Annotated in this window: 23 protein-coding genes; 7 read left to right on the plus strand and 16 right to left on the minus strand. The window is 73.4% G+C overall.

Annotated elements, in window-relative coordinates:
• Window positions 1–120: 120 nt before the first annotated feature.
• Together ABZS80_RS29590 and ABZS80_RS29595 are read right to left on the minus strand one after the other, a co-directional pair.
• Window positions 121–777 (minus strand): DedA family protein, encoded by a 657-nt coding sequence (locus ABZS80_RS29590; protein ID WP_355060959.1) that lies wholly within the window; start codon window positions 775–777, stop codon window positions 121–123.
• Window positions 778–800: 23 nt separating this feature from the next.
• Window positions 801–1,157: a VOC family protein gene (locus ABZS80_RS29595; protein ID WP_151463993.1), complete on the minus strand. Its 357-nt coding sequence runs from the start codon at window positions 1,155–1,157 to the stop codon at window positions 801–803.
• A gap of 156 nt (window positions 1,158–1,313) precedes the next feature.
• Between ABZS80_RS29595 and ABZS80_RS29600 the strand changes: the two genes are divergently transcribed.
• Window positions 1,314–4,169, plus strand: coding sequence for an aconitate hydratase (locus tag ABZS80_RS29600; protein ID WP_355060961.1), 2,856 nt, complete (start codon window positions 1,314–1,316; stop codon window positions 4,167–4,169).
• On the opposite strand, the gene ABZS80_RS29605 is transcribed toward ABZS80_RS29600, so the two are convergent.
• Window positions 4,115–4,462: a hypothetical protein gene (locus tag ABZS80_RS29605; RefSeq protein WP_355060963.1), complete on the minus strand. Its 348-nt coding sequence runs from the start codon at window positions 4,460–4,462 to the stop codon at window positions 4,115–4,117. The two genes, ABZS80_RS29600 and ABZS80_RS29605, sit on opposite strands and share 55 nt — an antisense overlap.
• 5 nt (window positions 4,463–4,467) lie before the next feature.
• Window positions 4,468–4,782, minus strand: coding sequence for a hypothetical protein (locus ABZS80_RS29610; RefSeq protein ID WP_355060965.1), 315 nt, complete (start codon window positions 4,780–4,782; stop codon window positions 4,468–4,470).
• Window positions 4,783–4,999: 217 nt separating this feature from the next.
• On the opposite strand from ABZS80_RS29610, the gene ABZS80_RS29615 reads away from it, so the two are divergent.
• From ABZS80_RS29615 to ABZS80_RS29625, 3 genes are all read left to right on the plus strand, one after another.
• Window positions 5,000–5,767 (plus strand): DUF5753 domain-containing protein, encoded by a 768-nt coding sequence (locus tag ABZS80_RS29615; protein ID WP_355060966.1) that lies wholly within the window; start codon window positions 5,000–5,002, stop codon window positions 5,765–5,767.
• Entirely contained in the window at window positions 5,758–5,946 is a 189-nt protein-coding gene (locus ABZS80_RS29620) for a DUF397 domain-containing protein (protein ID WP_355060968.1), read from the plus strand. Before ABZS80_RS29615 ends, ABZS80_RS29620 begins: the two co-directional genes overlap by 10 nt.
• Before the next feature lie 75 nt (window positions 5,947–6,021).
• The gene (locus ABZS80_RS29625; protein WP_355060969.1) at window positions 6,022–7,113 is read left to right on the plus strand and encodes a winged helix DNA-binding domain-containing protein; all 1,092 of its coding nucleotides are present in this window, start codon (window positions 6,022–6,024) and stop codon (window positions 7,111–7,113) included.
• Between the two features lie 10 nt (window positions 7,114–7,123).
• Here the strand turns inward: ABZS80_RS29625 and ABZS80_RS29630 are convergent, their stop codons facing one another.
• Window positions 7,124–7,816 (minus strand): fructosamine kinase family protein, encoded by a 693-nt coding sequence (locus ABZS80_RS29630; RefSeq protein ID WP_355060971.1) that lies wholly within the window; start codon window positions 7,814–7,816, stop codon window positions 7,124–7,126.
• Window positions 7,817–7,896: 80 nt separating this feature from the next.
• Between ABZS80_RS29630 and ABZS80_RS29635 the strand changes: the two genes are divergently transcribed.
• Window positions 7,897–8,640, plus strand: a complete 744-nt coding sequence (locus ABZS80_RS29635; protein WP_355060973.1) for a class I SAM-dependent methyltransferase — start codon at window positions 7,897–7,899, stop codon at window positions 8,638–8,640.
• Between the two features lie 4 nt (window positions 8,641–8,644).
• On the opposite strand, the gene ABZS80_RS29640 is transcribed toward ABZS80_RS29635, so the two are convergent.
• From ABZS80_RS29640 to ABZS80_RS29675, 8 genes are all read right to left on the minus strand, one after another.
• Window positions 8,645–9,049, minus strand: coding sequence for an SRPBCC family protein (locus ABZS80_RS29640; protein ID WP_355060975.1), 405 nt, complete (start codon window positions 9,047–9,049; stop codon window positions 8,645–8,647).
• Between the two features lie 31 nt (window positions 9,050–9,080).
• Window positions 9,081–9,689, minus strand: a complete 609-nt coding sequence (locus ABZS80_RS29645) for an ATP/GTP-binding protein (protein WP_355060977.1) — start codon at window positions 9,687–9,689, stop codon at window positions 9,081–9,083.
• Entirely contained in the window at window positions 9,670–10,059 is a 390-nt protein-coding gene (locus ABZS80_RS29650; RefSeq protein WP_355060979.1) for a DUF742 domain-containing protein, read from the minus strand. The genes ABZS80_RS29645 and ABZS80_RS29650 overlap by 20 nt, the downstream gene beginning before the upstream one ends.
• Window positions 10,056–10,481 (minus strand): roadblock/LC7 domain-containing protein, encoded by a 426-nt coding sequence (locus ABZS80_RS29655; protein ID WP_091320827.1) that lies wholly within the window; start codon window positions 10,479–10,481, stop codon window positions 10,056–10,058. The genes ABZS80_RS29650 and ABZS80_RS29655 overlap by 4 nt, the downstream gene beginning before the upstream one ends.
• A gap of 64 nt (window positions 10,482–10,545) precedes the next feature.
• Window positions 10,546–13,050: a nitrate- and nitrite sensing domain-containing protein gene (locus tag ABZS80_RS29660; protein ID WP_355060981.1), complete on the minus strand. Its 2,505-nt coding sequence runs from the start codon at window positions 13,048–13,050 to the stop codon at window positions 10,546–10,548.
• A gap of 94 nt (window positions 13,051–13,144) precedes the next feature.
• A complete protein-coding gene (locus ABZS80_RS29665; RefSeq protein WP_355060982.1) occupies window positions 13,145–14,692 on the minus strand; it encodes a prenyltransferase/squalene oxidase repeat-containing protein in 1,548 nt (515 codons plus the stop codon).
• A complete protein-coding gene (locus tag ABZS80_RS29670) occupies window positions 14,689–15,564 on the minus strand; it encodes a terpene synthase family protein (RefSeq protein WP_355060984.1) in 876 nt (291 codons plus the stop codon). The genes ABZS80_RS29665 and ABZS80_RS29670 overlap by 4 nt, the downstream gene beginning before the upstream one ends.
• Window positions 15,561–16,874 carry a cytochrome P450 gene (locus tag ABZS80_RS29675; RefSeq protein WP_192579906.1) on the minus strand — a complete coding sequence of 438 codons (1,314 nt, stop codon included), beginning with the start codon at window positions 16,872–16,874 and terminating at the stop codon, window positions 15,561–15,563. Before ABZS80_RS29675 ends, ABZS80_RS29670 begins: the two co-directional genes overlap by 4 nt.
• Before the next feature lie 434 nt (window positions 16,875–17,308).
• Here ABZS80_RS29675 and ABZS80_RS29680 point away from each other — a divergent pair, with 434 nt between their 5' ends.
• A complete protein-coding gene (locus tag ABZS80_RS29680; RefSeq protein WP_151463982.1) occupies window positions 17,309–17,557 on the plus strand; it encodes a DUF2630 family protein in 249 nt (82 codons plus the stop codon).
• A gap of 70 nt (window positions 17,558–17,627) precedes the next feature.
• On the opposite strand, the gene ABZS80_RS29685 is transcribed toward ABZS80_RS29680, so the two are convergent.
• The 3 genes from ABZS80_RS29685 to ABZS80_RS29695 form a co-directional block, all read right to left on the minus strand.
• Window positions 17,628–18,557 carry an RIO1 family regulatory kinase/ATPase gene (locus tag ABZS80_RS29685; RefSeq protein ID WP_355060986.1) on the minus strand — a complete coding sequence of 310 codons (930 nt, stop codon included), beginning with the start codon at window positions 18,555–18,557 and terminating at the stop codon, window positions 17,628–17,630.
• Window positions 18,558–18,717: 160 nt separating this feature from the next.
• Window positions 18,718–19,362, minus strand: a complete 645-nt coding sequence (locus ABZS80_RS29690) for an HAD-IA family hydrolase (protein WP_355060988.1) — start codon at window positions 19,360–19,362, stop codon at window positions 18,718–18,720.
• A gap of 59 nt (window positions 19,363–19,421) precedes the next feature.
• Window positions 19,422–20,276 carry a carbon-nitrogen hydrolase family protein gene (locus tag ABZS80_RS29695; RefSeq protein ID WP_355060990.1) on the minus strand — a complete coding sequence of 285 codons (855 nt, stop codon included), beginning with the start codon at window positions 20,274–20,276 and terminating at the stop codon, window positions 19,422–19,424.
• 105 nt (window positions 20,277–20,381) lie between these two features.
• On the opposite strand from ABZS80_RS29695, the gene ABZS80_RS29700 reads away from it, so the two are divergent.
• Window positions 20,382–20,954, plus strand: a complete 573-nt coding sequence (locus ABZS80_RS29700; protein ID WP_262286245.1) for a TetR/AcrR family transcriptional regulator — start codon at window positions 20,382–20,384, stop codon at window positions 20,952–20,954.
• The last annotated feature ends 37 nt before the right edge of the window (window positions 20,955–20,991 follow it).

Genomic DNA, 20,991 nt, shown 5'->3' on the forward strand with positions numbered 1-20,991 from the left:
GCATCAGCGTGGACAACCTCGCCGACTGGATCGCCACCCGCGGCTACTCGGCGTCCTGATCCACCGGAAGCCACACGACAAGGGCCCGACCCCACGAGGGGTCGGGCCCTTTCGTCGTTGTCAGCGGTCGCCCGCGTGCACCGGCTCGTCGGCCTCGTCGGGCACCTCGACCTGTTCCAGGTGCCGGGCGCGGCGGCGCAACCACCAGGTGCTGGCCAGGCCGGCGAGCACCGCGAGGACCAGGCCGGCCCAGGAGATGTCCTTGAGCCAGTGCTCGGCGGCGCGGCCCACGGAGAAGAGCAGGTACGTGGTGCCGAACGCCCAGACCAGGCCGCCGGCCGCGTTGGCCACCAGGAACCGGCGGTACGGCACGTGCAGCGCCCCGGCGAGCGGGCCGGCGAGGATGCGGAGCAGGGCGACGAACCGCCCGAAGAAGACCGCCCAGACGCCGTGCCGGGCGAAGCTCTGCTCGGCGCGGGCGAGCTGCGCCGGGCCGAGGTGTTTCGGGAAGCGCCGGCCGAGCCGTTCGAGCAGCGGCCGCCCGCCGCGGCGGCCCACGGCGTACCCGATGGAGTCCCCCACGATGGCGCCGGCCGCGGCGGCGGTGGCCACCCACTCGGGCTCGACCACCCCGGCGGCGGCGAGCAGCGCGGAGCTGACCAGCACGATCTCGCCGGGTAGCGGGATGCCCATGCTCTCCACGCCGATGACCCCGGCGACGATCAGATAGATCACGCCCGGGGGCAGCGCGGAGAGCCAGTGCTGGACGTCGACCACCCCCGAACCCTACCCGCGCGGGCTCAGCCGGCGGGGGCGAGGAACTCCAGCCGGTTGCCGTGCGGGTCGTACGTGTGGAACCGCCGCATGCCGGGAATCTCCTCGTCGCCCCAGGTCACGGGGTGGCCGGCGGCGTCGAGCCGGGCGGCGAGCCGGTCCAGGTCGGTGCGGAGCAGCGCCGGATGCGCCTTGCGGGCCGGGCGGAAGTCGTCCTCGACGCCGAGGTGCAGCTCGACGCCGTACCCGGTGAACCAGCAACCACCGCGGGCGGCGAGGGCCGGCGGTTTGGCCTTCTCGACCAGCCCGAGCAGGCCGGCGTAGAACGACCGGGACGTTTCCTCGGAGCCGCGCGGGCAGGCCAGCAGGACGTGATGGATCATGGTGGCACCTCCTCGTCCCGAACCCTGGCACGAGGTTGCGCGAATAGCAAGACGGACGTACGGTTTTGTTGAGACCGACGCAGGTAAGTGTCGCCTAACCACGGCGGCACCCCGGCCGGTGCGACAAACTGCTCAGGACTACTCACGGTCGCTGGTGTGAAGGAGTACGACGTGGCGAGCCTCGACACCTTCGGTGCGAAGACCCAGCTACGCGTCGGAGACGCGAGCTACGAGATTTTCAGGATCGACAAGGTGGAGGGCCACGACCGGCTGCCCTACAGCTTGAAGATCCTGCTGGAGAACCTGCTGCGGACCGAGGACGGCGCGAACATCACCGCCGACCACATCCGGCAGCTCGGCGCGTGGGAGCCCACCGCCGACCCGAGCGTGGAGATCCAGTTCACCCCGGCCCGGGTGCTGATGCAGGACTTCACCGGCGTGCCCTGCGTCGTCGACCTGGCCACCATGCGCGAGGCCGTCCGCGACCTGGGCGGCGACGCCACCAAGGTGAACCCGCTCGCCCCGGCCGAGCTGGTCATCGACCACTCGGTCATCGCCGACCTGTTCGGTCGCGAGGACGCCTTCGAGCGCAACGTGGAGCTGGAGTACGAGCGCAACAAGGAGCGCTACCAGTTCCTGCGCTGGGGCCAGACCGCGTTCAACGAGTTCAAGGTCGTCCCGCCGGGCACCGGCATCGTGCACCAGGTCAACATCGAGTACCTGGCCCGCACGGTCATGGAGCGCAACGGCCAGGCGTACCCGGACACCGTGGTCGGCACCGACTCGCACACCACGATGGTCAACGGCCTGGGCGTGCTGGGCTGGGGCGTCGGCGGCATCGAGGCCGAGGCCGCGATGCTCGGCCAGCCGGTCAGCATGCTGATCCCGCGGGTCGTCGGCTTCAAGCTCTCCGGCGAGATGCCGGCCGGCACCACCGCCACCGACCTGGTGCTCACCATCACCGAGATGCTGCGCAAGCACGGTGTGGTCGGCAAGTTCGTCGAGTTCTACGGCCCCGGCGTGAGCGCGGTGCCGCTGGCCAACCGGGCCACCATCGGCAACATGTCCCCGGAGTACGGCTCCACCGTCGCGATCTTCCCGATCGACGGCGAGACCGTCCGCTACCTGGAGCTGACCGGCCGCGACCCGCAGCAGGTCGCGCTCGTCGAGGCGTACGCCAAGGAGCAGGGCCTCTGGCACGACCCGGAGCGCGAGCCGGAGTACTCGGAGCGCCTGGAGCTGGACCTCGGCACCATCGAGCCGTCCCTGGCCGGCCCGCGCCGGCCGCAGGACCGGGTGCCGCTGGGCAGCGCCAAGACGCTGTTCCGCTCGGCGTTGACCGACTACGTGGCCGAGGGCCAGGTGGACGGCGAGCGCGATCTCAAGCCGAGCGTGCCGCGGGAGAAGCTGCCCAGCGGGGCGGCCGGCCCGGCCGACGAGGCCAGCGCCGAGTCCTTCCCGGCCAGCGACCCGCCGGCCAACGACTACAGCGACCCGGCCGACGAGCCGCGGGACCTGGAGACCGCCGCGGCGGGGGCCGGTGGCCGCGCCACCAACCCGGTCCGGGTGACCGGCGCCGACGGCGCCGAGTACGAGCTGGACCACGGCGCAGTGGTGATCGCCGCGATCACCTCCTGCACCAACACCTCGAACCCGCAGGTCATGATCGGGGCGGCGCTGCTGGCCCGGAACGCGGTGGAGAAGGGCCTGGCCCGCAAGCCGTGGGTGAAGACCACCCTGGCCCCGGGCTCCAAGGTCGTCATGGACTACTACAACCGTGCCGGCCTCACGCCCTACCTGGAGAAGCTCGGCTTCAACCTGGTCGGCTACGGCTGCACCACCTGCATCGGCAACTCCGGCCCGCTGCCGGAGGAGGTTTCGGCCGCGGTCAACGACGGCGACCTCGCAGTCGTCTCGGTGCTCTCCGGCAACCGGAACTTCGAGGGCCGGATCAACCCGGACGTCAAGATGAACTACCTGGCCTCCCCGCCGCTGGTGGTCGCGTACGCGCTCGCCGGCACCATGGACATCGACCTGGCGAACGAGCCGATCGGCGAGGACGCGCAGGGCAACCCGGTGTTCCTGCGGGAGATCTGGCCGAACACCGCCGAGATCCAGGACGTCATCGCCTCGGCGATCGGCGCCACCGGCTTCAGCTCCGCGTACGCGGACGTGTTCGCCGGTGACGAGCGCTGGCAGTCGCTGCCGACCCCGACGGGCGACACCTTCGCCTGGGCCGGCGAGTCGACCTACGTGCGCAAGCCCCCGTACTTCGAGGGCATGGAGCGCGACCCGCAGCCGGTGCAGGACATCAGTGCGGCTCGGGTGCTGGCCAAGCTGGGCGACTCGGTGACCACCGACCACATCTCCCCCGCCGGCTCGATCAAGGCGGACTCCCCGGCCGGCAGGTACCTCGCCGAGCACGGCGTGGCGCGGCACGAGTTCAACTCGTACGGCTCCCGCCGCGGCAACCACGAGGTGATGATCCGGGGCACCTTCGCCAACATCCGGCTGCGCAACCAGCTCGTGCCGGGCGTCGAGGGCGGCTTCACGGTCAACCACCTGACCGGCGAGCAGACCTCGATCTACGACGCCTCGATGGCGTACCAGGAGGCGGGGGTCCCGCTGGTCATCCTGGCCGGCAAGGAGTATGGCTCCGGCTCGTCCCGCGACTGGGCGGCCAAGGGCACCATGCTGCTCGGGGTCAAGGCCGTCATCGCCGAGTCGTACGAGCGGATCCACCGCTCGAACCTCATCGGCATGGGCGTCCTGCCGCTGCAGTTCCCCGTCGACACCACGGCCGAGTCGCTGGGCCTGACCGGCACGGAGACCTTCTCGATCAGCGGCGTCACCGCCCTCAACGAGGGCGACACCCCGCGCACCGTGAAGGTCACCACCGACACCGGCGTGGAGTTCGACGCCGTGGTCCGCATCGACACCCCCGGTGAGGCCGACTACTACCGGCACGGCGGCATCCTGCAGTACGTGCTGCGCCGCATGATCGCCAACTGAGGTCGGCACGGCTGAGAAGGGCCGCTTCCCGCGCTCGCGGGAAGCGGCCCTTCGGCGTTTCCCGCCCGGACGACGGTGAGTTGGACCCCCTCGACCAGCACGAACAGCTCCCGCTTGGCGGTCGCCAGGCCCCGGGAGTCGAGCTGGTAGCCCTCGATCCAGGTCCACCCCCAGGGCGGGTGCCGGTCGGGGACCTCGCGGATCAGGCGGACGCTGATCGGCACCACGAACTGCGGGGAGGCGGCCCGGGACAGGAGGACGACGTCGCCGGCGCCGAGCCACCGACGTGGCACGCCGCTCACCGGAGCCTCAGCGCGACCGCCCGTGCCTCCTCGTCGGTGAGCGGCAGGAACCAGAGGAAGCGGCGCACGATCGCGACCGGGTCGGGGCCACCCGGCCGGCCGCGCAGGTCGCGGATCGCGCGGCGGGTGATCCGGGAGAACTCCGGGATCAGGGTCGCGCGCCGGGCGGCGTCCGTCGGGATCGCCCGCAGCGCCGGGCAGGGCCAGTCCCGGCCGCAGGCGTCACACCGCCAGGACGGGCCGCTCGCGGTGTGCGCGACGGCCGGGCCGCCGCGGGTCCGCCAGCGCGTTTCGGGCACGCCGTTGGTCATTCGGCCCGGGCCAGGGTACGGAGGGACGAGCGGCCCGATCGGGCCCGGCACGATCGGACGGGGCGGCGGCGGACCGCTTGTCGGCTGCGGCTTGTTCTCGGGCATCGTCGTCCCTCCTCGGCGTCGTCTGCACAGCAGCCTTCCGGGGGTTGCCGGACAATCACACAGCGTTATGTAATCTCCTGTGGACGGTTGTTTTGTTCCGGAGGGGACAGGCATGAACCACGCGTTTGTCGCCGCACTGGCAGAGGCGGGCCACACGGCCGAGAGCCTGGCTGGTCAGCTCGGTGTGCATCCGAAGACGGTCGCCCGGTGGGCAAACCCCGGGCACATCCCTCAGGGCCGGCACCGCGCCACCGTCGCAAGCCTCCTCGGCCGGCCTGTCGATGCGCTCTGGCCGGACGCGGTCCAGCGCCGCGAGCCCGTGTGGTTCCGGCCCTGGGTCGACATCGAGCGCGAGGCAGTCGCGCTGCGCGCGTTCCAGCTCGCCTGGGTGCCGGGACTGCTCCAGACCGGGGCCTATGCCCGCGCCACGTTCCTCGGCCAGCCGCTCACGACGGCCGAGGTCGCCGATCTGGTCGCGGCGCGGCTCGACCGGCAGGCGATCCTCACCCGGGAACGCGGGCCGTTCTTCGTCGCGGTGGTGGACGAGCAGGTTCTGCGCCGCCCCGCGGCCGGCGACCGCCGGCTCATGGCCGCGCAGCTGGCCCATCTCGTCGCCTGCGCCGAACTGCCCAGCGTCCAACTCCACGTCGTGCCGCGGGACACGCCGACGTATCCCGGGCTCGACGGGCCCTTCACCCTCGCGGAGCTGCGGGACGGCACGCGGGTGGCGCACGTCGACAGCCAAGCGCGCGCGCAGATCATCGACCAGGCATCCGAGATTGCTACGCTGGAGCGCCGGTGGGAACGCATCCGGGGCGAAGCTCTCCCCCGCAGTCGGTCCCTGGACCTCCTGAGAGAAGCGGCGACAGCATGGACCTGATCGGCGCCCGGTGGCGCAAGAGCACCAAGAGCGGCGGCAACGGCGGCGACTGCGTCGAGGTCGCGGACAATCTCACGGGCGTCGTCGGCGTGCGGGACTCCAAGGACCCGACCGGACCGGTGCTCACCTTCGACCCGGCCGCCTGGACCCGCTTCGTGGCGATGGCCAAGCGCGGCTGAGCGCCACCTCCAGTCCCCCGGAGCGTCCCGCCCTGCTCAGGGACGTTTGTCAGGGCCGCTGGGTACCGTACCGGGGTGGTCGATCAACGCCAGGTGATGAACTTCCGCGTGCGGGCCCAGCAGCTCGACCGGGCCGAGGGCACGCTCGACGACACCGCCGTGCTCGATCTCGGGGTGCAGGACACCGGCACGGACGGCGGCCGGTGGGCGCTGGCCATCCGCGGGGTCGATGTGCCGGCGTTGTCCGCGGAGGATCTGATCCTGCTGTGGACCGTGCGCGGTGCTCCCCACCTCTACCGCCGTGCCGACGCGGGCACGGTGGCGGCCGCGGTCGAGCCGTTCTCCGACGCCGACGCGGGCAAGCGCATCTATGACGCCGCCAGGCCGTTGAAGGCGGCCGGCATCGCCAACCTGGCGGCCCTCGACGAGCTGGCCGCTCAGCTGCGCGCCATCGTCACCAAGCCGATGGTGAAGGGGGACGTCTCCCGCCGCCTGGCCGAGGTGGTGCCCGAGCCCTATCTGCGGTTCTGCCGGCCGTGCGACGCCACCCACCTCTACGAGATGCCGTTCCGGCTGGCCGCCGTACGGGCCGGGCTGGAGTTGCAACTCGACACCTCGCCGCCGGTCCTGCACCGCATCGCGCGGTTCACGAAGGCCGCCACCGCGGGCGACCGGTTCGACCTCATCCGCGCGTACCTTCGTCTGCTCGGCCCGGCCACCCCCAAGCAGGTGGCCGACTACCTCGACGCCCCGGTCAAGGAGGTCAAGGCACGCTGGCCCGAGGATGTCGTCGAGGTGCTGGTCGACGGGGAGGCCCGCTCGCTGCTGGCCGCCGACGAGCAGGCGCTGGAATCGGCCGACACCACGGCCACCCGCCTGCTGGGCCCGTTCGACCTCTTCCTCCAGGCCAAGGACCGCGCGACCCTGGTGCCGGACCCGGCACGTGCCAAGGAGTTGTGGCCGGTGCTGGGCCGCCCGGGCGCCGTCCTGGTCGACGGTCAACTGGTCGGCACCTGGCGTCCCCGCAAGGCCGGCAGGACGCTGAAGGTCGCCGTCCAGCCGTGGCAGGCACTGTCCGCCACCACGCGCGAGAGCATCGTCGGGCAAGCCGAACGCCTCGCCGCCTACCGCGCCGTCTCCCTCGCCGGCGTCGACTTCGCCGCCTGACGGGCGACTGTCAGGCTCGCGTCCGGAACGGGGCGAGGGTGGCGCGGATCTGGTCGCCCGCGCCCCAGTCGTCGTCGAACTGGGCCAGCACGGCGAGGTGTTGCCGCAGCTGCACGATCGGCATGCGGGCCTGCCAGTCGCGGTCGAGGGCGGTCAGCTCCGCGTAGACCTCGAAGAACCGTTGCGCCTCGGGCGGGGGCGAGGTGGACCACAGGTGCGCGAGGTCGACCTCGGCCCACAGGTAGGAGACGGCCGGGTCGATCAGCGCGGGCTGCCCGTCCGGCGTGGCCAGGACGTTCTGTGCCCACAGGTCGCCGTGCGTCAGGCATGCCGGCCGGTCGGGCAGCAGGTCGGGCAGCCGGTGACACAACCGCTCCAGTGCCGCCCGGTCGCCGGCGTCGAGGGCCGCGTCGACGCGGGGCTGCCCGAGCCACCGCAGCAGCCGGTGCTGCGCGAAGAAGGCGAAGCCGTCGTCCTCCCAGGTGTTGATCTGCCGGCGGCGGCCCAGCCAGTTGTCACGGTGCCAGCCGAAGCGCGGATGGGTCGTGCTCGTGTGCAGGCGGGCGAGCGCGTGCGCGAACCGCTCCCAGAACGTCTCGCTGCGCGGCCGGGGCCGCAGCACCGACAACACCAGCAGTTCCCGGTCGGCCAGGATCACCTCGGGTGTCGCCACACCGCCGAGCTCCCGCAGGGCGGCCAGCAAGATCCTAGGTGAACAGCCGGCGACCTTGGCGGCAGGACAACCCGGGTGCGGCGTCAAGCGGACTCGTGTTGACTCTGGCGGTGGATCGTCAACGGCTCAGCAGCATCGCGCACTCGCACCATCCGATCGCGGCTCCGATCTTCGGTGTCAACGTCAACCGGCTCCTGCGCCGGGCGGGCCGCCAACCCGCGGCTCGTATCCTCGACCTCGGCTGCGGAGAGGGGTCCTGGGCGCTGCAGGCCCTCGCTCACTACCCGGACGGGCACGCCGACGGCGTGGACGTCAGCCGGTACGCCCTCGAACGCGCCGCCGGCGCCGCCGAGGCGCGTGGCCTCGCCGACCGGCTCACCCTGCACGAGCGCGACGCCCGGACGTACGTGCCGGACGGCGACTACGACCTGGTGCTGTGTGTCGGGTCGGCACACGCGTTCGGCGGGTTCGGCGAGACGCTGGAGCTGGCCGGCCGGCAGGTGAACGCCGACGGCATCCTCATGGTCGGTGAGGGGTTCTGGCAGGTCCCGCCGACGCCGGAGGCACTCGCGGCGCTCGACGCGAAGCCGGAGGAGTTCACCGACCTCGCCGGCCTGGTCGACGCCGCCGAGCGGGCCGGCTGGACGCCGGTGTACGCCCATGTCAGCGACGACGCCGAGTGGGACGACTACGAATGGTCGTGGATCGGCTCGCTCACCGAGTGGGCGTTGGACAATCCCGGCCATCCCGACGCCGCCGAGGCGCTCACCGCCGCCCGGGAGCACCGCGACCAGTGGCTGCGCGGGTACCGCAACGTGCTGGGCTTCGTGACGCTGGTGCTCCGCCGCAGCTGACCCGTCACGGCGTCCCGGTTTGCAGCACCTCCTTGAGCCGGGCGAGGTCACCGCTGACGAGCCCGGCGTCCCGTTCGAACTCGGCGTCGGTCATGCCGGGCGAGCGGCGCAGCGTGAAGACCACCTCGCAGCCGTCGCCGTCCGCGACGGCCCGCAGCGGCACGTACACCGTCTCGCCGGAGGGCGTCACGACCTCGTGGTCGAGCACGCCGTACTCGTTGCGTGGGGCGAAGGTGACCCGCGCACGGCCCTCCGGTGTCTCGACGAACCAGGCCCCCTGCTCCCGCACCACCGAGCTGCCCAGGCCGGGCGCCCAGCGGGGCAGGTTGGCCGGCTCGGCGACGAAGGCGTAGACGTCGGCGACGGGCCGGTCGATGTGCACGCTCAGGTGCCGGGATTCCGTCGACATCGCCCCATCATGGCAGCGCCCGCCGCCGGAGTCAGTCGCCGGCGGCCCGGCGGCGCTCCTCGCGCAGCTTCATGGCGTACTCCAGCAGCGTGATCAGTACCTCCTTGACCGACTCCCGATTCCGCGCGTCGCAGAGCACCACCGGAACGTCGGGGTCCAGGTCGAGCGCCCCCTGCACCTCGTCCAGCCGGAACTGCTTGGCGCCCTCGAAGCAGTTCACCGCCACCACGAACGGCGTGCCGCGCCCCTCGAAGTAGTCGATCGACGGGAAGCAGTCGGCCAGCCGGCGGGTGTCGGCGAGCACCACCGCCCCGATGGCCCCCAGCGCCAGCTCGTCCCAGACGAACCAGAACCGGTCCTGCCCGGGGGTGCCGAACAGGTAGAGCACCAGGTCGTCGCTGAGGGTGATCCGGCCGAAGTCCATCGCCACGGTGGTGGTGGTCTTCTCCTCCACACCGGACAGGTCGTCGATGCCGATCCCGGTCTCGGTCAGCACCTCTTCCGTCCGCAGCGGCCGGGTCTCGCTGACCGCGCCGACCAGGGTGGTCTTGCCCACGCCGAAACCGCCGGCGATCAGGATCTTGATCGCGGTGGGCAGCGGCGCCGCACCCGCCGGCCGCTCAGAGCGCCCGTAGTCCATTGATTACCGCCTCGAAAACACTGTCGTCGGGAACGCCGGCGGGGGTCGCCCGCGGCTCACGCACCTGCACCAGACTGCGGGCCGCCAGGTCACCCAGGAGGACCCGGACGGTGCCCACCGGCAGGTCGAGGTGGGCGGCGATCTCGGCCACGGACTGGATCCGCTGGCAGAGACCGACGATCGCCACGTGCTCCGGGCCGAGCCCGGACTCCGACGCCACCTCCGCCCGGGTCGCCGTGACCAGGGAGATCAGATCGAACGTGCCGGTCACCGGGCGGGCCCGGCCACCGGTCACCGCGTACGGGCGCACCACCGGGCCCGCGTGGTCGTCCACCCACTCGTGCTCCGCGGTCTCCCCCTGGCCGGTCATCGCGCCGGGTTCTCGCCGAGGGGCTGTTCCCGTGTCGGTGAGGCGACGAACCGGCCGACCCGGGTGACCAGCATGGCCATCTCGTACGCGATCAGGCCGACGTCGGCGTCCTCGGACGCCAGCACGGCCAGGCAGGCGTTGCGGCCGGCCGCGGTGACGAACAGGAACGACGACTGCATCTCGATGATGGTCTGCTGCACCTGACCACCGCCGAACCGCTTCCCCGCGCCCCGGGCCAGGCTCTGGATGCCCGCCGCCATCGCCGCCAGGTGCTCGCCGTCGTCCCGGCTCAACCCGCGGGACGAGGCCATCAGCAGTCCGTCGGTGGAGAGCGCCACGGCGTGTTCCGCCTGCTTGACCCGGCCGACCAGGTCATCCAGCAACCACGTCAGGTCTGCGCTCGAAGCCGTCTTCTGCGCCACTCGTCGTCCTCTTCTCCCCCGGCTGGTGTGCCGTGCTCGTCCGGGATCGCCGGATCGGCGGTCCCTAGGTCGCCTGACCGTCGCCGGTGTCCGGCGCGCCGGCTTCGTGCGCCCCGCCGAGCAGCCGGGCCGCGTCGGTCCGGCCGCGTCGGGTGCCGCTCTGGTAGGAGCTCATCATTCGGCGCACCTGCTCCGGTGGGCGCACCGTGTCGTCGTCGTCCCCGCCGTCGTCGTCCGCGGCGGTCTGGTCGTGCCGCAGTTCCGGCGCCAGGTTGGCCTGCCGGACCCGGACGGGCAGCCCGCCGTCGGTGCGGGCCGGCACCACGCCGTCCGCCGCGCCGCCGTCCGCGCGCGCCTCGGGCCGTGGGGCCTCCGCGGGCCGGGCCTCCACCGGGGTCAGCGCCACGGTGGGCTCGCCGAGTGCGGGCTGCCGTTTCCGGGTACGCGCCGGCAGCCCGGACGGGGTGAGCCGCGGCTCGTCCGAGTCGTCCTCGCGGGCCGGGGCGGGTGGTTCCGTGCCGTCCGCGACCGGCTCGGCCAGATCGGCGCTCTCGGCGAGGGCCACCGTGGCGGCCGGCCGATCGCCCGCGGGTTCGGCCGCCGCGCTCTCCGTCGCCGGGGAGGCGGGCGCCGCCGGGGCGGGCTGCCCGGCGCCGACCGGGAAGCCGCCGGAGATGCTCGGGTCCGGCCCGTCGTGCGTGACCAGTTCGAGCGGGATCAGCACCACGGCGGTCGTCCCGCCGTACGCCGATTCCTTGAGCTGCACCTTCACCCCGTGCCGCTCGGTGAGCCGGCTGACCACGAACAGGCCGAGGCGGGCGGCGTTGGCCAGGTTCAGCTCGGACCGGTCCACGATGCGCCGGTTCGCGGCGGCCAGTTCCTCCGCGCCCATGCCGAGGCCGCGGTCCTCGATCTCGATGGCGAAGCCGTTGGACACCATCATGCCGCGCACCTCGACGGTGGTGTGCGGCGGCGAGAAGGAGAGGCCGTTCTCGATCAGCTCGGCCAGCAGGTGGATGACGTCGCCGACGGCCCGGCCGGTCAGCGACACGGGGCCGAGCGGCCGCACGGTCACGCGGGTGTAGTCCTCGACCTCGGCGACCGCGCCGCGCACCACGTCGACCATCGGCACGTTGCGCCGCCACGCCCGGCCGGGCGTGGAGCCGGAGAGGACGATCAGGTTCTCCGCGTTGCGCCGCATCCGAGTGGCCAGGTGGTCGACGCGGAACAGGTCCTCCAGTTCCTCGGCGTCGTGTTCCCGGCGTTCCATGGCGTCGAGCAGGGTGAGCTGGCGGTGCACCAGCGCCTGGGTGCGCCGGGCCAGGCTGAGGAAGACCTCGCGGACGTTGCGGCGCAGCTCGGCCTGCTCGACGGCGGTGCGGATGGCGGTCTCCTGCACGGCGTTGAACGCCTTGCCGACCTGCCCGATCTCGTCGTCACCGGTCTGCAGCGGCGGCGCCTCGCGGGCGACGTCGACCTCCTCGCCGTGGCCCAGCCGCTCGACCACGCTGGGCAGCCGCTCGTTGGCCAGCCGGAACGCCGCCTCGCGCAGCCGTTCGAGCTGCCGGACCAGCGCCCGGGCCGTGGTGATGGAGACGACGATGGACGCGACGACCGCGATGAGGCCGAGGCCGGCGGCGAGCACCAGCCGGACGATGACGCCGACGGCGACCGGGGTGGCCCGGGCCACGATGTCGTCGCCGCCGGCGAGGATCACGCCGCGCAGGTCCTCCATCGAGCGGCTGGAGGCGGCCTGCCAGGCCGTGGCGGTGACGGGCGGGCGCACGTCGCTGCCCTTGGCGGCGAGCACCCGGTCCTGGAGGGCACGGAGCTGCCGGAACGACTCCCCCTCGGTCATCTGCTGGTAGCGGGCCCGGTCGGTGGGGGCGAGGTCGCGGGCGGTGCGGTCGGAGAGGAACATCTGGGCGCCGACCAGCCGGGCGAAGGCGGTCTGCTCGGCCACGGTCATCCGGTTGGCCGCCACCGCGCCGGTGAGCAGGGCGTCCTGCTGGGACAGCAGCTCCCGGGCCCGGTTCAGGTCGATGAGCGCGGCGGTGTCCCGGGCGATCTCGTCGTCGTCCAGGCCGCCGAGCGCGTCGAAGACACCGAAGATGGCGTCGACGGCCTCGTTGTACGCGGCCAGCGTCGCGGTGCGGTCGATGGTCTTGCGGCCCACCTCGGCGCGGACCGCGCCGAGCTGCTCGACCTGGGTCTTCAGGTCGGTGATGCGCTGCTCCAGCTCGTCGCTGGCGGGGATCTCGGTGCGCCAGTCCTGCGCGGAGCGCCACAGCGTGGCGGCGCTGTCGTCGGTGCGCTGCCGCTGGGCGACGAGTTCGGAGAGCTGGTCCGGGTCGGACTGTCCGAGGTACAACAGCGACAGCCGCCGCTCGTTCTGGAGCTGGAGCAGCAGCGGATCGGCCGGCTCGAAGACCCGCGCGTTGAGCGCCTGCACACCGAGCAGGTTGAACCCGTCGCGCACCGTCACCCACGCGGCGAAGGCCCAGAGCGCGATCAGGGACGCCAGAAGGGCGATGATCTTCGTACGGAGATTCGTACTGCGGGAACGCATCACACCGTCCTGGCCCGGTATCCGATCAGTCGGAAATCCGATCGACTCCGGCGCACGCTAGCAGTCGTCGTGAACTCCATTCAAGCGATCCTGATCATGGTGTTGCCGGCCCGGTGGAAGTTGGGTCGGCCGACCACGACGCGGCCAGCACCGCTGCGCGCACGATCAGGGTCGGGCGGTAGAGATCCTTGTCGTGCCACAGAAGCGGCCCATCAGCGCGTCCGTCCCACTCGGACAGTCGTCGCCGCCCCCGCGCGAGCGCCGCATCGACCCTCGTATCTTCCGGCCGGGCGGCGCCGGACAGCGCGAGCACCGCGTACGCGGTCTCCTCGGCGGTGCCGCCCCAGCGCCCCCACGAGCCGTCCGCCCGCTGGCTGTCCAGCAGCCAGCCGACGCCCCGCTCGACGGCGGCCCGCACCCCGGTGCCGGTGGCGTTCTCGGCGAGCGCGAGCAGCACGCAGTAGGTCGCGTAGCACGCCGACGCGTGCCACCGGTCGCCCCACCGGCCGTCCGGCTCCTGCCGCTCGACCAGCCAGCCGGCGACCCGGTCCATGGTGGCCGCCACGCCGGGGTGGCCGGGGTGCTGGCCGAGGGCGTCGAGGACGTGCGCGTTGGTGGTCACCGACGCCCCGTCCTCCCCCGGCCAGGTGCAGAAGTGCCGCCCGGTGTCGTACGCGTCGAGCCGGGACACGTCGAGCGGCCGGCCCAGCCGGGCCAGCGCGTAGAGGGTCACCGAGGTGGTGTCGGCGTCGGCGGGCAGCCCGGGTCCGGTGGCCGCCCCGGAAGCCCCGACGGCCGCCCGCAGCTCGGCCACGAGCGACCCGGGGACGGTCAGCGGCACGCCGGCGCGGGCCAGGATGCCGAGCACCCAGGCGCGCTCGAAGACGGTGATCGGGCTGGCGCAGGGCACCGGACCGCGCCCGCCGACCGTCCGGAGGTAGTCCAGGGCGGGGCCGGGCTCGGGGCGACCGAGCCAGGCGGCCGTCGCGGCGGGCGAGGCGCCGACGGCGCCCGCCTCGGTGGGCCGCACGCCGGCCGCCCGGCAGGCGCCGTCGCCGGCCACCTCCAGGGCGTGCGCCAGCTTCTCCGGGACGGGCCGCCCGCTGGCCAGCAGGCCGCGTACCCGGGTCAGCCGGCCCGGGTCGAGACCGGCCGGCAGTGGCAGGCGGACCCCGGCCCAGTCGGCCAGGCCGGCCGGGGGTTGCGCGAGGTGCCGGTCGACGGCCTCGCGCAGCGCCGGCACGATCAGGTCGGTGGCGGGCAGGTCGGGCGGGGCGCCCGCGTCGAGGGCGCCGGCCAGGAAGGTCAGGCCGCGGTGCGCGGCACCGGCCAGCGGCGCGGCGGGACCGTGCCGCCGCAGCACGGTCAGCAGGGCCTCGGTGGCGCTCAGGGTGGGTACCAGGGCGTACCCGCCGGGGCCGCCCCACCCGCCGTCGGCGCGCTGCCGGTCGAGCAGCCAGGAGACGCGGACGTCGTGGCCGGGCAGCCACGGCGCCAGGGCGACCAGCCGGCCGGTCTCGTAGACCGACGCGGAGGTCTGCCCGGCCGGGTTGTCCACCATGGCCTCGACGAGTTCCCGGGCCTGCCCGGCGCGGGCGTCGCCGGCACGGGTGACCGGCGCCGGACCGGCGGTGAGGCTCACTGGGCGCCCCAGAAGTCGGTGAGCCGGTAGAAACCGCTGGTGAAGCCGAGCTGCCGGGCCAGGAAGTCGGCCTGCCGGGGGCAGTCGGGCGCCAGGCCGGCCAGCAGCCGCCGGCAGTGCTCGACCTGCTCCGCCAGGCGCCGCTCGATCTCCGCCGGGTCGTCCACCAGCATGAGCGCGTTGAGGTCGCCCCACTCCCGGTCCCGCCGGTGGGTGCCGAGGTCGTTGACCAGCCGCAGGGCCCGCTGGACCTCGTCGCTCACCGCGATGAGCCGGGGCAGCTCCCGGTGCGTGCCGGCGTCCCCGGTGTGGATCCAGTGCGCCACGTTGACCACCGTGGCGGCGAGGTTGTCGGCGTTCGCCAGGTAGTCGGCGAGCGTGGGGTGCGCGCCCTGCTTCCACTCCCACTCGCGGGCCATCGCGTCGAGGGTGCGGGCCATGGCGTCCCGCCACGGCTCGCCCAGCTCGGCGTAGGCGGGGGTGGCGGCCAGGTCATCGCGCAGCTCGGCGAGGAACCGGCCCAGCGGGTCGTCGGGCGCCGCGCCGTCGACCACGGCGAGGCAGGACTTGACGATCCGGTCGACCTCCGACCGGGAGGCCGCCAGGTGGTCGACCTGCCAGTCGACCGCGAACCCCCAGAGCACGGCGCGGTTGGTAAGCGCCAGCTCCTCGGCGGTACACCACGGCGCGCTGAACGACATGGCGAGGGCGATGCTGCTGAACAGGGCCGCGTCGAACGGCCGGCCGGGAAACAGCTCGGCGTGCCCGGCCGCGCACCGCTGCAGGTCGCGCTGGCCCTTCGCGGCGAGCGCGCAGATCCGGCCCTGCTCCGCGGCGGCGGCGACCGGATCCGGCACCTCCCCGCCGGTCATGCCGGCTCCGCCCGTCGGTCGGCGGCCAGCAGGGTCAGCTCGACCCGCTCGCGTGGCCGCAGCGCCGCGGCCAGCCGCAACCCGGGTACGCCGGGACGGCGCAGCCGGAACCGGTAGCGGCTCAGCATCGTGGCGAGGATGAGCTGCGCCTCCAGGTAGAACAGGTACATGCCGAGGCACTGGTGGGGGCCGCCGCCGAACGGGAAGTGGGCGTACCGGTGCCGGGCGCGCACCCGCTCGGGCCGGAACCGTTCCGGGTCGAACTCGTCCGGCCGGTCCCAGAACTGCCGCATCCGCTGGGTGATCAGCGGGCTGGCCACCATGGTCGCCCCGGCCTCGATCGGCACGCCGTCGATGACGTCGTCGGCCACCGCGCGGCGCGGGATGATCCAGCCGATCGGGTAGAGCCGGAGCAGCTCGTCCAGGACCATCCGGGTGTAGGTGAGCTCGGCGAGGTGCTCGCGGCGCACCGGTTCGTCGCCCACCACCCGGTCGATCTCGGCGTAGAGCCGCTCGGCCACGTCGGGCCGCTGCTCCAGGTGGGGCCAGGCCCAGGTGAGCACGTTGATGGTGGTCTCGGTGGTGGCCGCGAACATGGCCACGGTGTCGTTGCGGACCTGGCGCTCGTCGAGCTGCCGCCCGTCGTCGGTGCGGGCCTGCCAGAGCGTGGAGATGATGTCGTCGCCCTGGTCGGCCACGGCCCGGGTCTCCCGGACGATCGGCACGAGCACCTCGTCGACGATGCGGACGGCACGCCGGAACGGGCGGTCCCCCGGCATGGGCAGGGAGAGCGGGGCGAACGGCACGACGATCCGGGGGATCACCGCGCTGGCGATGACGTCCTGCGCGTCGATCACCCGCAGCGCGTCCGGCACGGAGATCTTGTCGGCGAAGAGCACCCGCATGATCGCCCGGCTGACGATCCGGGCCTGCTCGGTGCCGATGTCGACGGGGCGCCCGGCCCGGAACGGCTCGTCCAGATCGTCGACGGCGTCCCGGATGGCGTCGGCCATGCCGTCGATGAGCGCCTCGACCCGCTTGGCGGTGAACATCGGCTGGAGCATCCGGCGGCTGGCTGACCAGATCTGCCCCTCGCCCAGGATGCCCTCGCCGAACAACCGCTTGACCGGGCGCCAGAACAGCCCGTCGCCGGCCCGTTCGTAGTTGTCCGCGCGGTCGCGCAGCACGTGCTGGACGTGCCGGGGGTGGGTGACCAGGTACGGGCGGAACGAGCCCAGGTTCAGCCGGGCGAGCGCGCCCCCGGTGCGGTTGCCGACGTCGATCAGCGCGCGGGCCGGGTCCCGGAGCATGCCGGGCAGGATCTGCCGCAGGGGAACGGTGTGGGGCCGCCCGCTGGGCCGGGGCGCGGTCGGCGACTCGTCCACGTGAATGGCTCCCTTGTTGTACCCAGTGTCGCGACACCGTCATGAACCGTGACGTTGCCCGCGAGCATGTCATCCTGAACGACGGATAAAAAGGCGGACAGGAAAATATCTCACTCCACAACAATCCCGATGTCGACAATGGAGCCGGTGGGATTTGCGTCACGCCGGAAGCCTTTCGGCGGGCAGATGCATCCACAGTGGAGTTTGTAGGCGGCTTCCGGCGCAGGTCCGCCCGGCGCCGCCGTCCACCCGCCGCTCGGACCGGCCTGAGCCGTCCGGGCGGGCCGGCGCGGTCAACTCCTCCCGGCCGACTGGGGAGAACCCGGGCGCGTGCCCGCCCCCTGTGCCAAGCTTCGGGCATGGACGACAAGACCATCCTGAGCCGGATCTCCGAACTCGTCGACGAGGAGCACCGGCTGCGCGCGGCCGCGCAGGAGCACGAGGCCGGCACCGACGACGAGGCCAAGGAGCGGCTGCGGGCCCTGGAGGAGTCCCTCGACCAGTGCTGGGACCTGCTCCGCCGCCGCCGGGCGGCGCGCCGGACGCACGGCGACCCGGACGCCCAGGGCCAGCGTCCCGTGACCGAGGTCGAGCGCTACCTCCAGTGACCCGGGGCCGGCGGCCGACCGCCGTGCCGGCGTCCCGGGCGGGCCGGTGCCCGCCCGGGACGCGCCGCGCTCAGCGCAGGCCCGCCTCCCGCAGCAACACCTCGGTCAGCGCCTCCGGGTCGATCTCGGAGGCGGGCAGGCCGCGGGCGGTGAACCAGGTGCCCACCACCCGGACGTCCCGACCCAGGAACTCCGCCCCCTGCGGGTTGGCCACCACGTCGACCACCTGCGGCAGGTCGATCATGACCAGCCGCCCGGCATGCACCAGCAGGTTGTACGGGGACAGGTCGCCGTGGGCGTACCCGGCGCGGGCCAGCACCACCAGGGCGTCGACCAGTTGCTCCCACAGGTCGCGCAGGTCGGCACCCTCCGGCCGGAGCTGGGCCAGCCGGGGCGCGGCCTCGCCCGCCTCGGCGTCGCCGACGAACTCCAGCATCAGCTCGGTGCCGAGCAGCTGCACCGGGTAGGGCACGGCGATCCGCCCGGAGGCGGCGCCGATCTCCCAGAGCCGGGCGAGCGCGGCGAACTCGGCCGCCGCCCACTGCCCGGCGATCACCTGCCGGCCGAACGAGGTCCGGCCGGCCATGGCCCGCATCTCCCGGGAGCGGCGCACCCGGCGCCCCTCCAGGTAGCCGGCGTCGCGGTGGAAGAGGCGGTGCTGGGGATCCCGGTACCGCTTGGCCGCCAGCAGGCAGCCCCGGCCGGTGTCCGGCACGGCACGGCGGACCAGGTGGACGTCCGCCTCCTTGCCGGTCTTCAGCACCCCCAGCTCGGTGTCCCTCGCGGCCAGCTCGGTGACCAGCCACTCCGGGTGGGGTTCGGGCCCGTGCACGGCCTGGTCCCAGGAGGACCAGCTGTCCTCCGCGTCCGGCTCGGCGTCGGGGTCGGTGAGGACCGGCTCGGCGTGCCGGCCCCGCTTCAGGAAGGTGGATTCGTCGTCGTCGAAGCGGCTCTTGCCGCGGCCACGGCGCTGCGGCGCCGGGAAGTCGTGATCGCGCACGGGTGGATCGGTCCTTCGATCGAGGCTGGTGGAGGCAGGTGGTTGGACCCTGCAAAGACGGCCATGACCGACCTCCTCTCCTCGACCGGGCACCGCCCGGCTGCGCCCTCGCGCCGCACCATGGTCACGGGCGGCCACGGGCGGGTCAACCGAATTTCGCTCAGCCGGCCAGGACGGCGGCCACCGCGGCGATCAGCCCGTCGACCGTGCGGGTGGGCGCGAACCGGGTGTCCGACCACCGGCGCCCCCGGTGCAGCCAGACGCTGGGCAGGCCGACCGCCGTCGCGCCGCCGATGTCCGCCTCCGGGCTGTCGCCGATCACCCAGGCGCCGCGCAGCGGCATCCGGGCCCGCTGGGCGGCCAGCGCGAAGATCCGCGGGTTGGGCTTGCTGACCCCGGCCTCCTCGGAGATCACCCAGTCGGCGATGTAGCGGTCCAGCCCCGTCCGGCGGATCTTGGCGTCCTCCTGGCGGGACGTGCCGTTGGTGACCACCACCGGCACCCAGCCGGCGTCGTCGGCGATCCGCAGCGCGCAGGCCACCAGAGGATCCAGCCGGGTGAACGCCACCACGCCGTCGTGCAACTCCTCGACCAGGTCGATCGAGGGGATGCGCACGTCGTACCGGTCGCGGATCGCGTCCGCCACGTCCCAGCGGTCGGTCAGGCCGTCGGCGTCGACGGAGAGCAACCACTCGATGTCGGTGGGCGGCGCGCCGATGCTGTCCAGGAACCGCTCACCCCAGGCGCGGAACGGCCCCTCGCGGTCGAGCAGGGTGTTGTCCAGATCGAGCAGGAGCAACGGCACTCGGGAACCTTACGGGACGGGCTGCGCGACCGACAGGCCCGAGGGCATCACGCCGTCCGTCAGCCGACGAGCGTCGTTCGGGCGAGCCCCTGATCGGGCAGCCGGTCGGTGAGCATGGTGTGTGCCGCGCGGGTGGCGCCGAGGGCAGCCGGGTCGAGGGTCGCCACCAGCACCTCCTCGCCGGTGTCCGCGCCCCGGGCCAGCGGCCGGCCCTCCGGCTCGTAGACGGCGGCGCCGCCGTTGAACCGCCACGGGTCCGCGCCGCCCACGGCGTTGGCGAAGACCACGTACATGGTGTTGTCCAGGGCGCGCGCGGCGTAGTAGAGGTCGCGGCGGTGCTCGGAGCCGGCCAGGTAGCCGCTCGGGCACAGGTAGCCGTGCGCGCCGGCGACGGCGGCGGCCCGGCCGTGCTCGGGGAAGCAGCCGTCGTAGCAGATGCCGAGGCCGAACAGCCAGCCGTCGACCAGCAGCGAGGCGCCCCGCCGGCCGGCGTCGAACAGCTCGCGCTCGCCGCTCCAGAGCTGCTGCTTGTCGTACGCGGCGGTGACCGCGCCGGTCGGGTCGACCAGCAGGGAGGAGATGGTGCGCCGCCGGTCGGGGTGGCGGACCGCCGCGCCGATCACCACGCTCGTCCCGCCGTCGCGGGCGGCCGCGCGCAGCGGGTCCAGCCGCGCGTCGTCGACCCGGCCCTCGGGGTCGGCGGCCACGTCGGTGCCGGTCGGGTCGGCGCCCAGGGTCGGCGGGTGGTACGCGGGCAGGAACAGCTCGGGGAACACCACGACCCGGGCGCCGGTGGCCCGGCCCACGAGGCGGGCGGCCAGGGCGGCGTTGCCGGCGACGTCACCCGGAACGGGTTCGGCCTGCACGGTGGCCACGGTCAGCGGGCGGGTGGGGAGGGGCACGGCCTGGGTCACCGGAGGATCCTAACCGGCGCGGCCGGCGGAGCCGATCATGCGAAACCGCATCTCAAGCCGTACGTACGGTTTGCATCGACCGGGCTCACCTGGAACGATCGTGACGTGCCCAGAGTAAGCCAGGACCAGCTCGACGCGCGCCGGCAGGAGATCCTCGGCGCCGCACGGGCGTGTTTCGCCCGGCACGGCTACGAGGGTGCCACCGTCCGCCGGCTGGAGGAGGCCACCGGGCTCTCCCGGGGCGCGATCTTCCACCACTTCCGAGACAAGGACTCGCTCTTCCTCGCCGTGGCCGAGGACGACGCCGCGATCATGGTGGAGACCGTGGCCCGCAACGGCCTGGTCCAGGTGATGCGGGACCTGCTCGCCGGGGCGGTCTCCCCGGACACCACCGGCTGGCTCGGCAGCCAGCTCGAGGTCTCCCGGCGCCTGCGCACCGACCCCGCGTTCGCCCGCCGCTGGGCGGAACGCTCGGCGGCGATCGCCGAGGCCACCCGGGAACGCCTGCTCCGCCAGCGGGAGGCCGGGGTGCTCCGCGACGACGTGCCGATCGACGTGCTGGCCCAGTTCCTGGAGCTGGCGTACGACGGTCTGGTGCTGCACCTGGCGATGGGCCGTCCCGCCGGTGACCTGGGCCGGGTGCTCGACCTGGTCGAGGAGGCCGTCCGCCGGCACTGACCGGCCCCGGATATCGGTCCGGTAACTCGACCGCTCG

This window comes from Micromonospora sp. NPDC005305 (assembly GCF_040607315.1).
Classification (GTDB): Bacteria; Actinomycetota; Actinomycetes; order Mycobacteriales; family Micromonosporaceae; genus Micromonospora.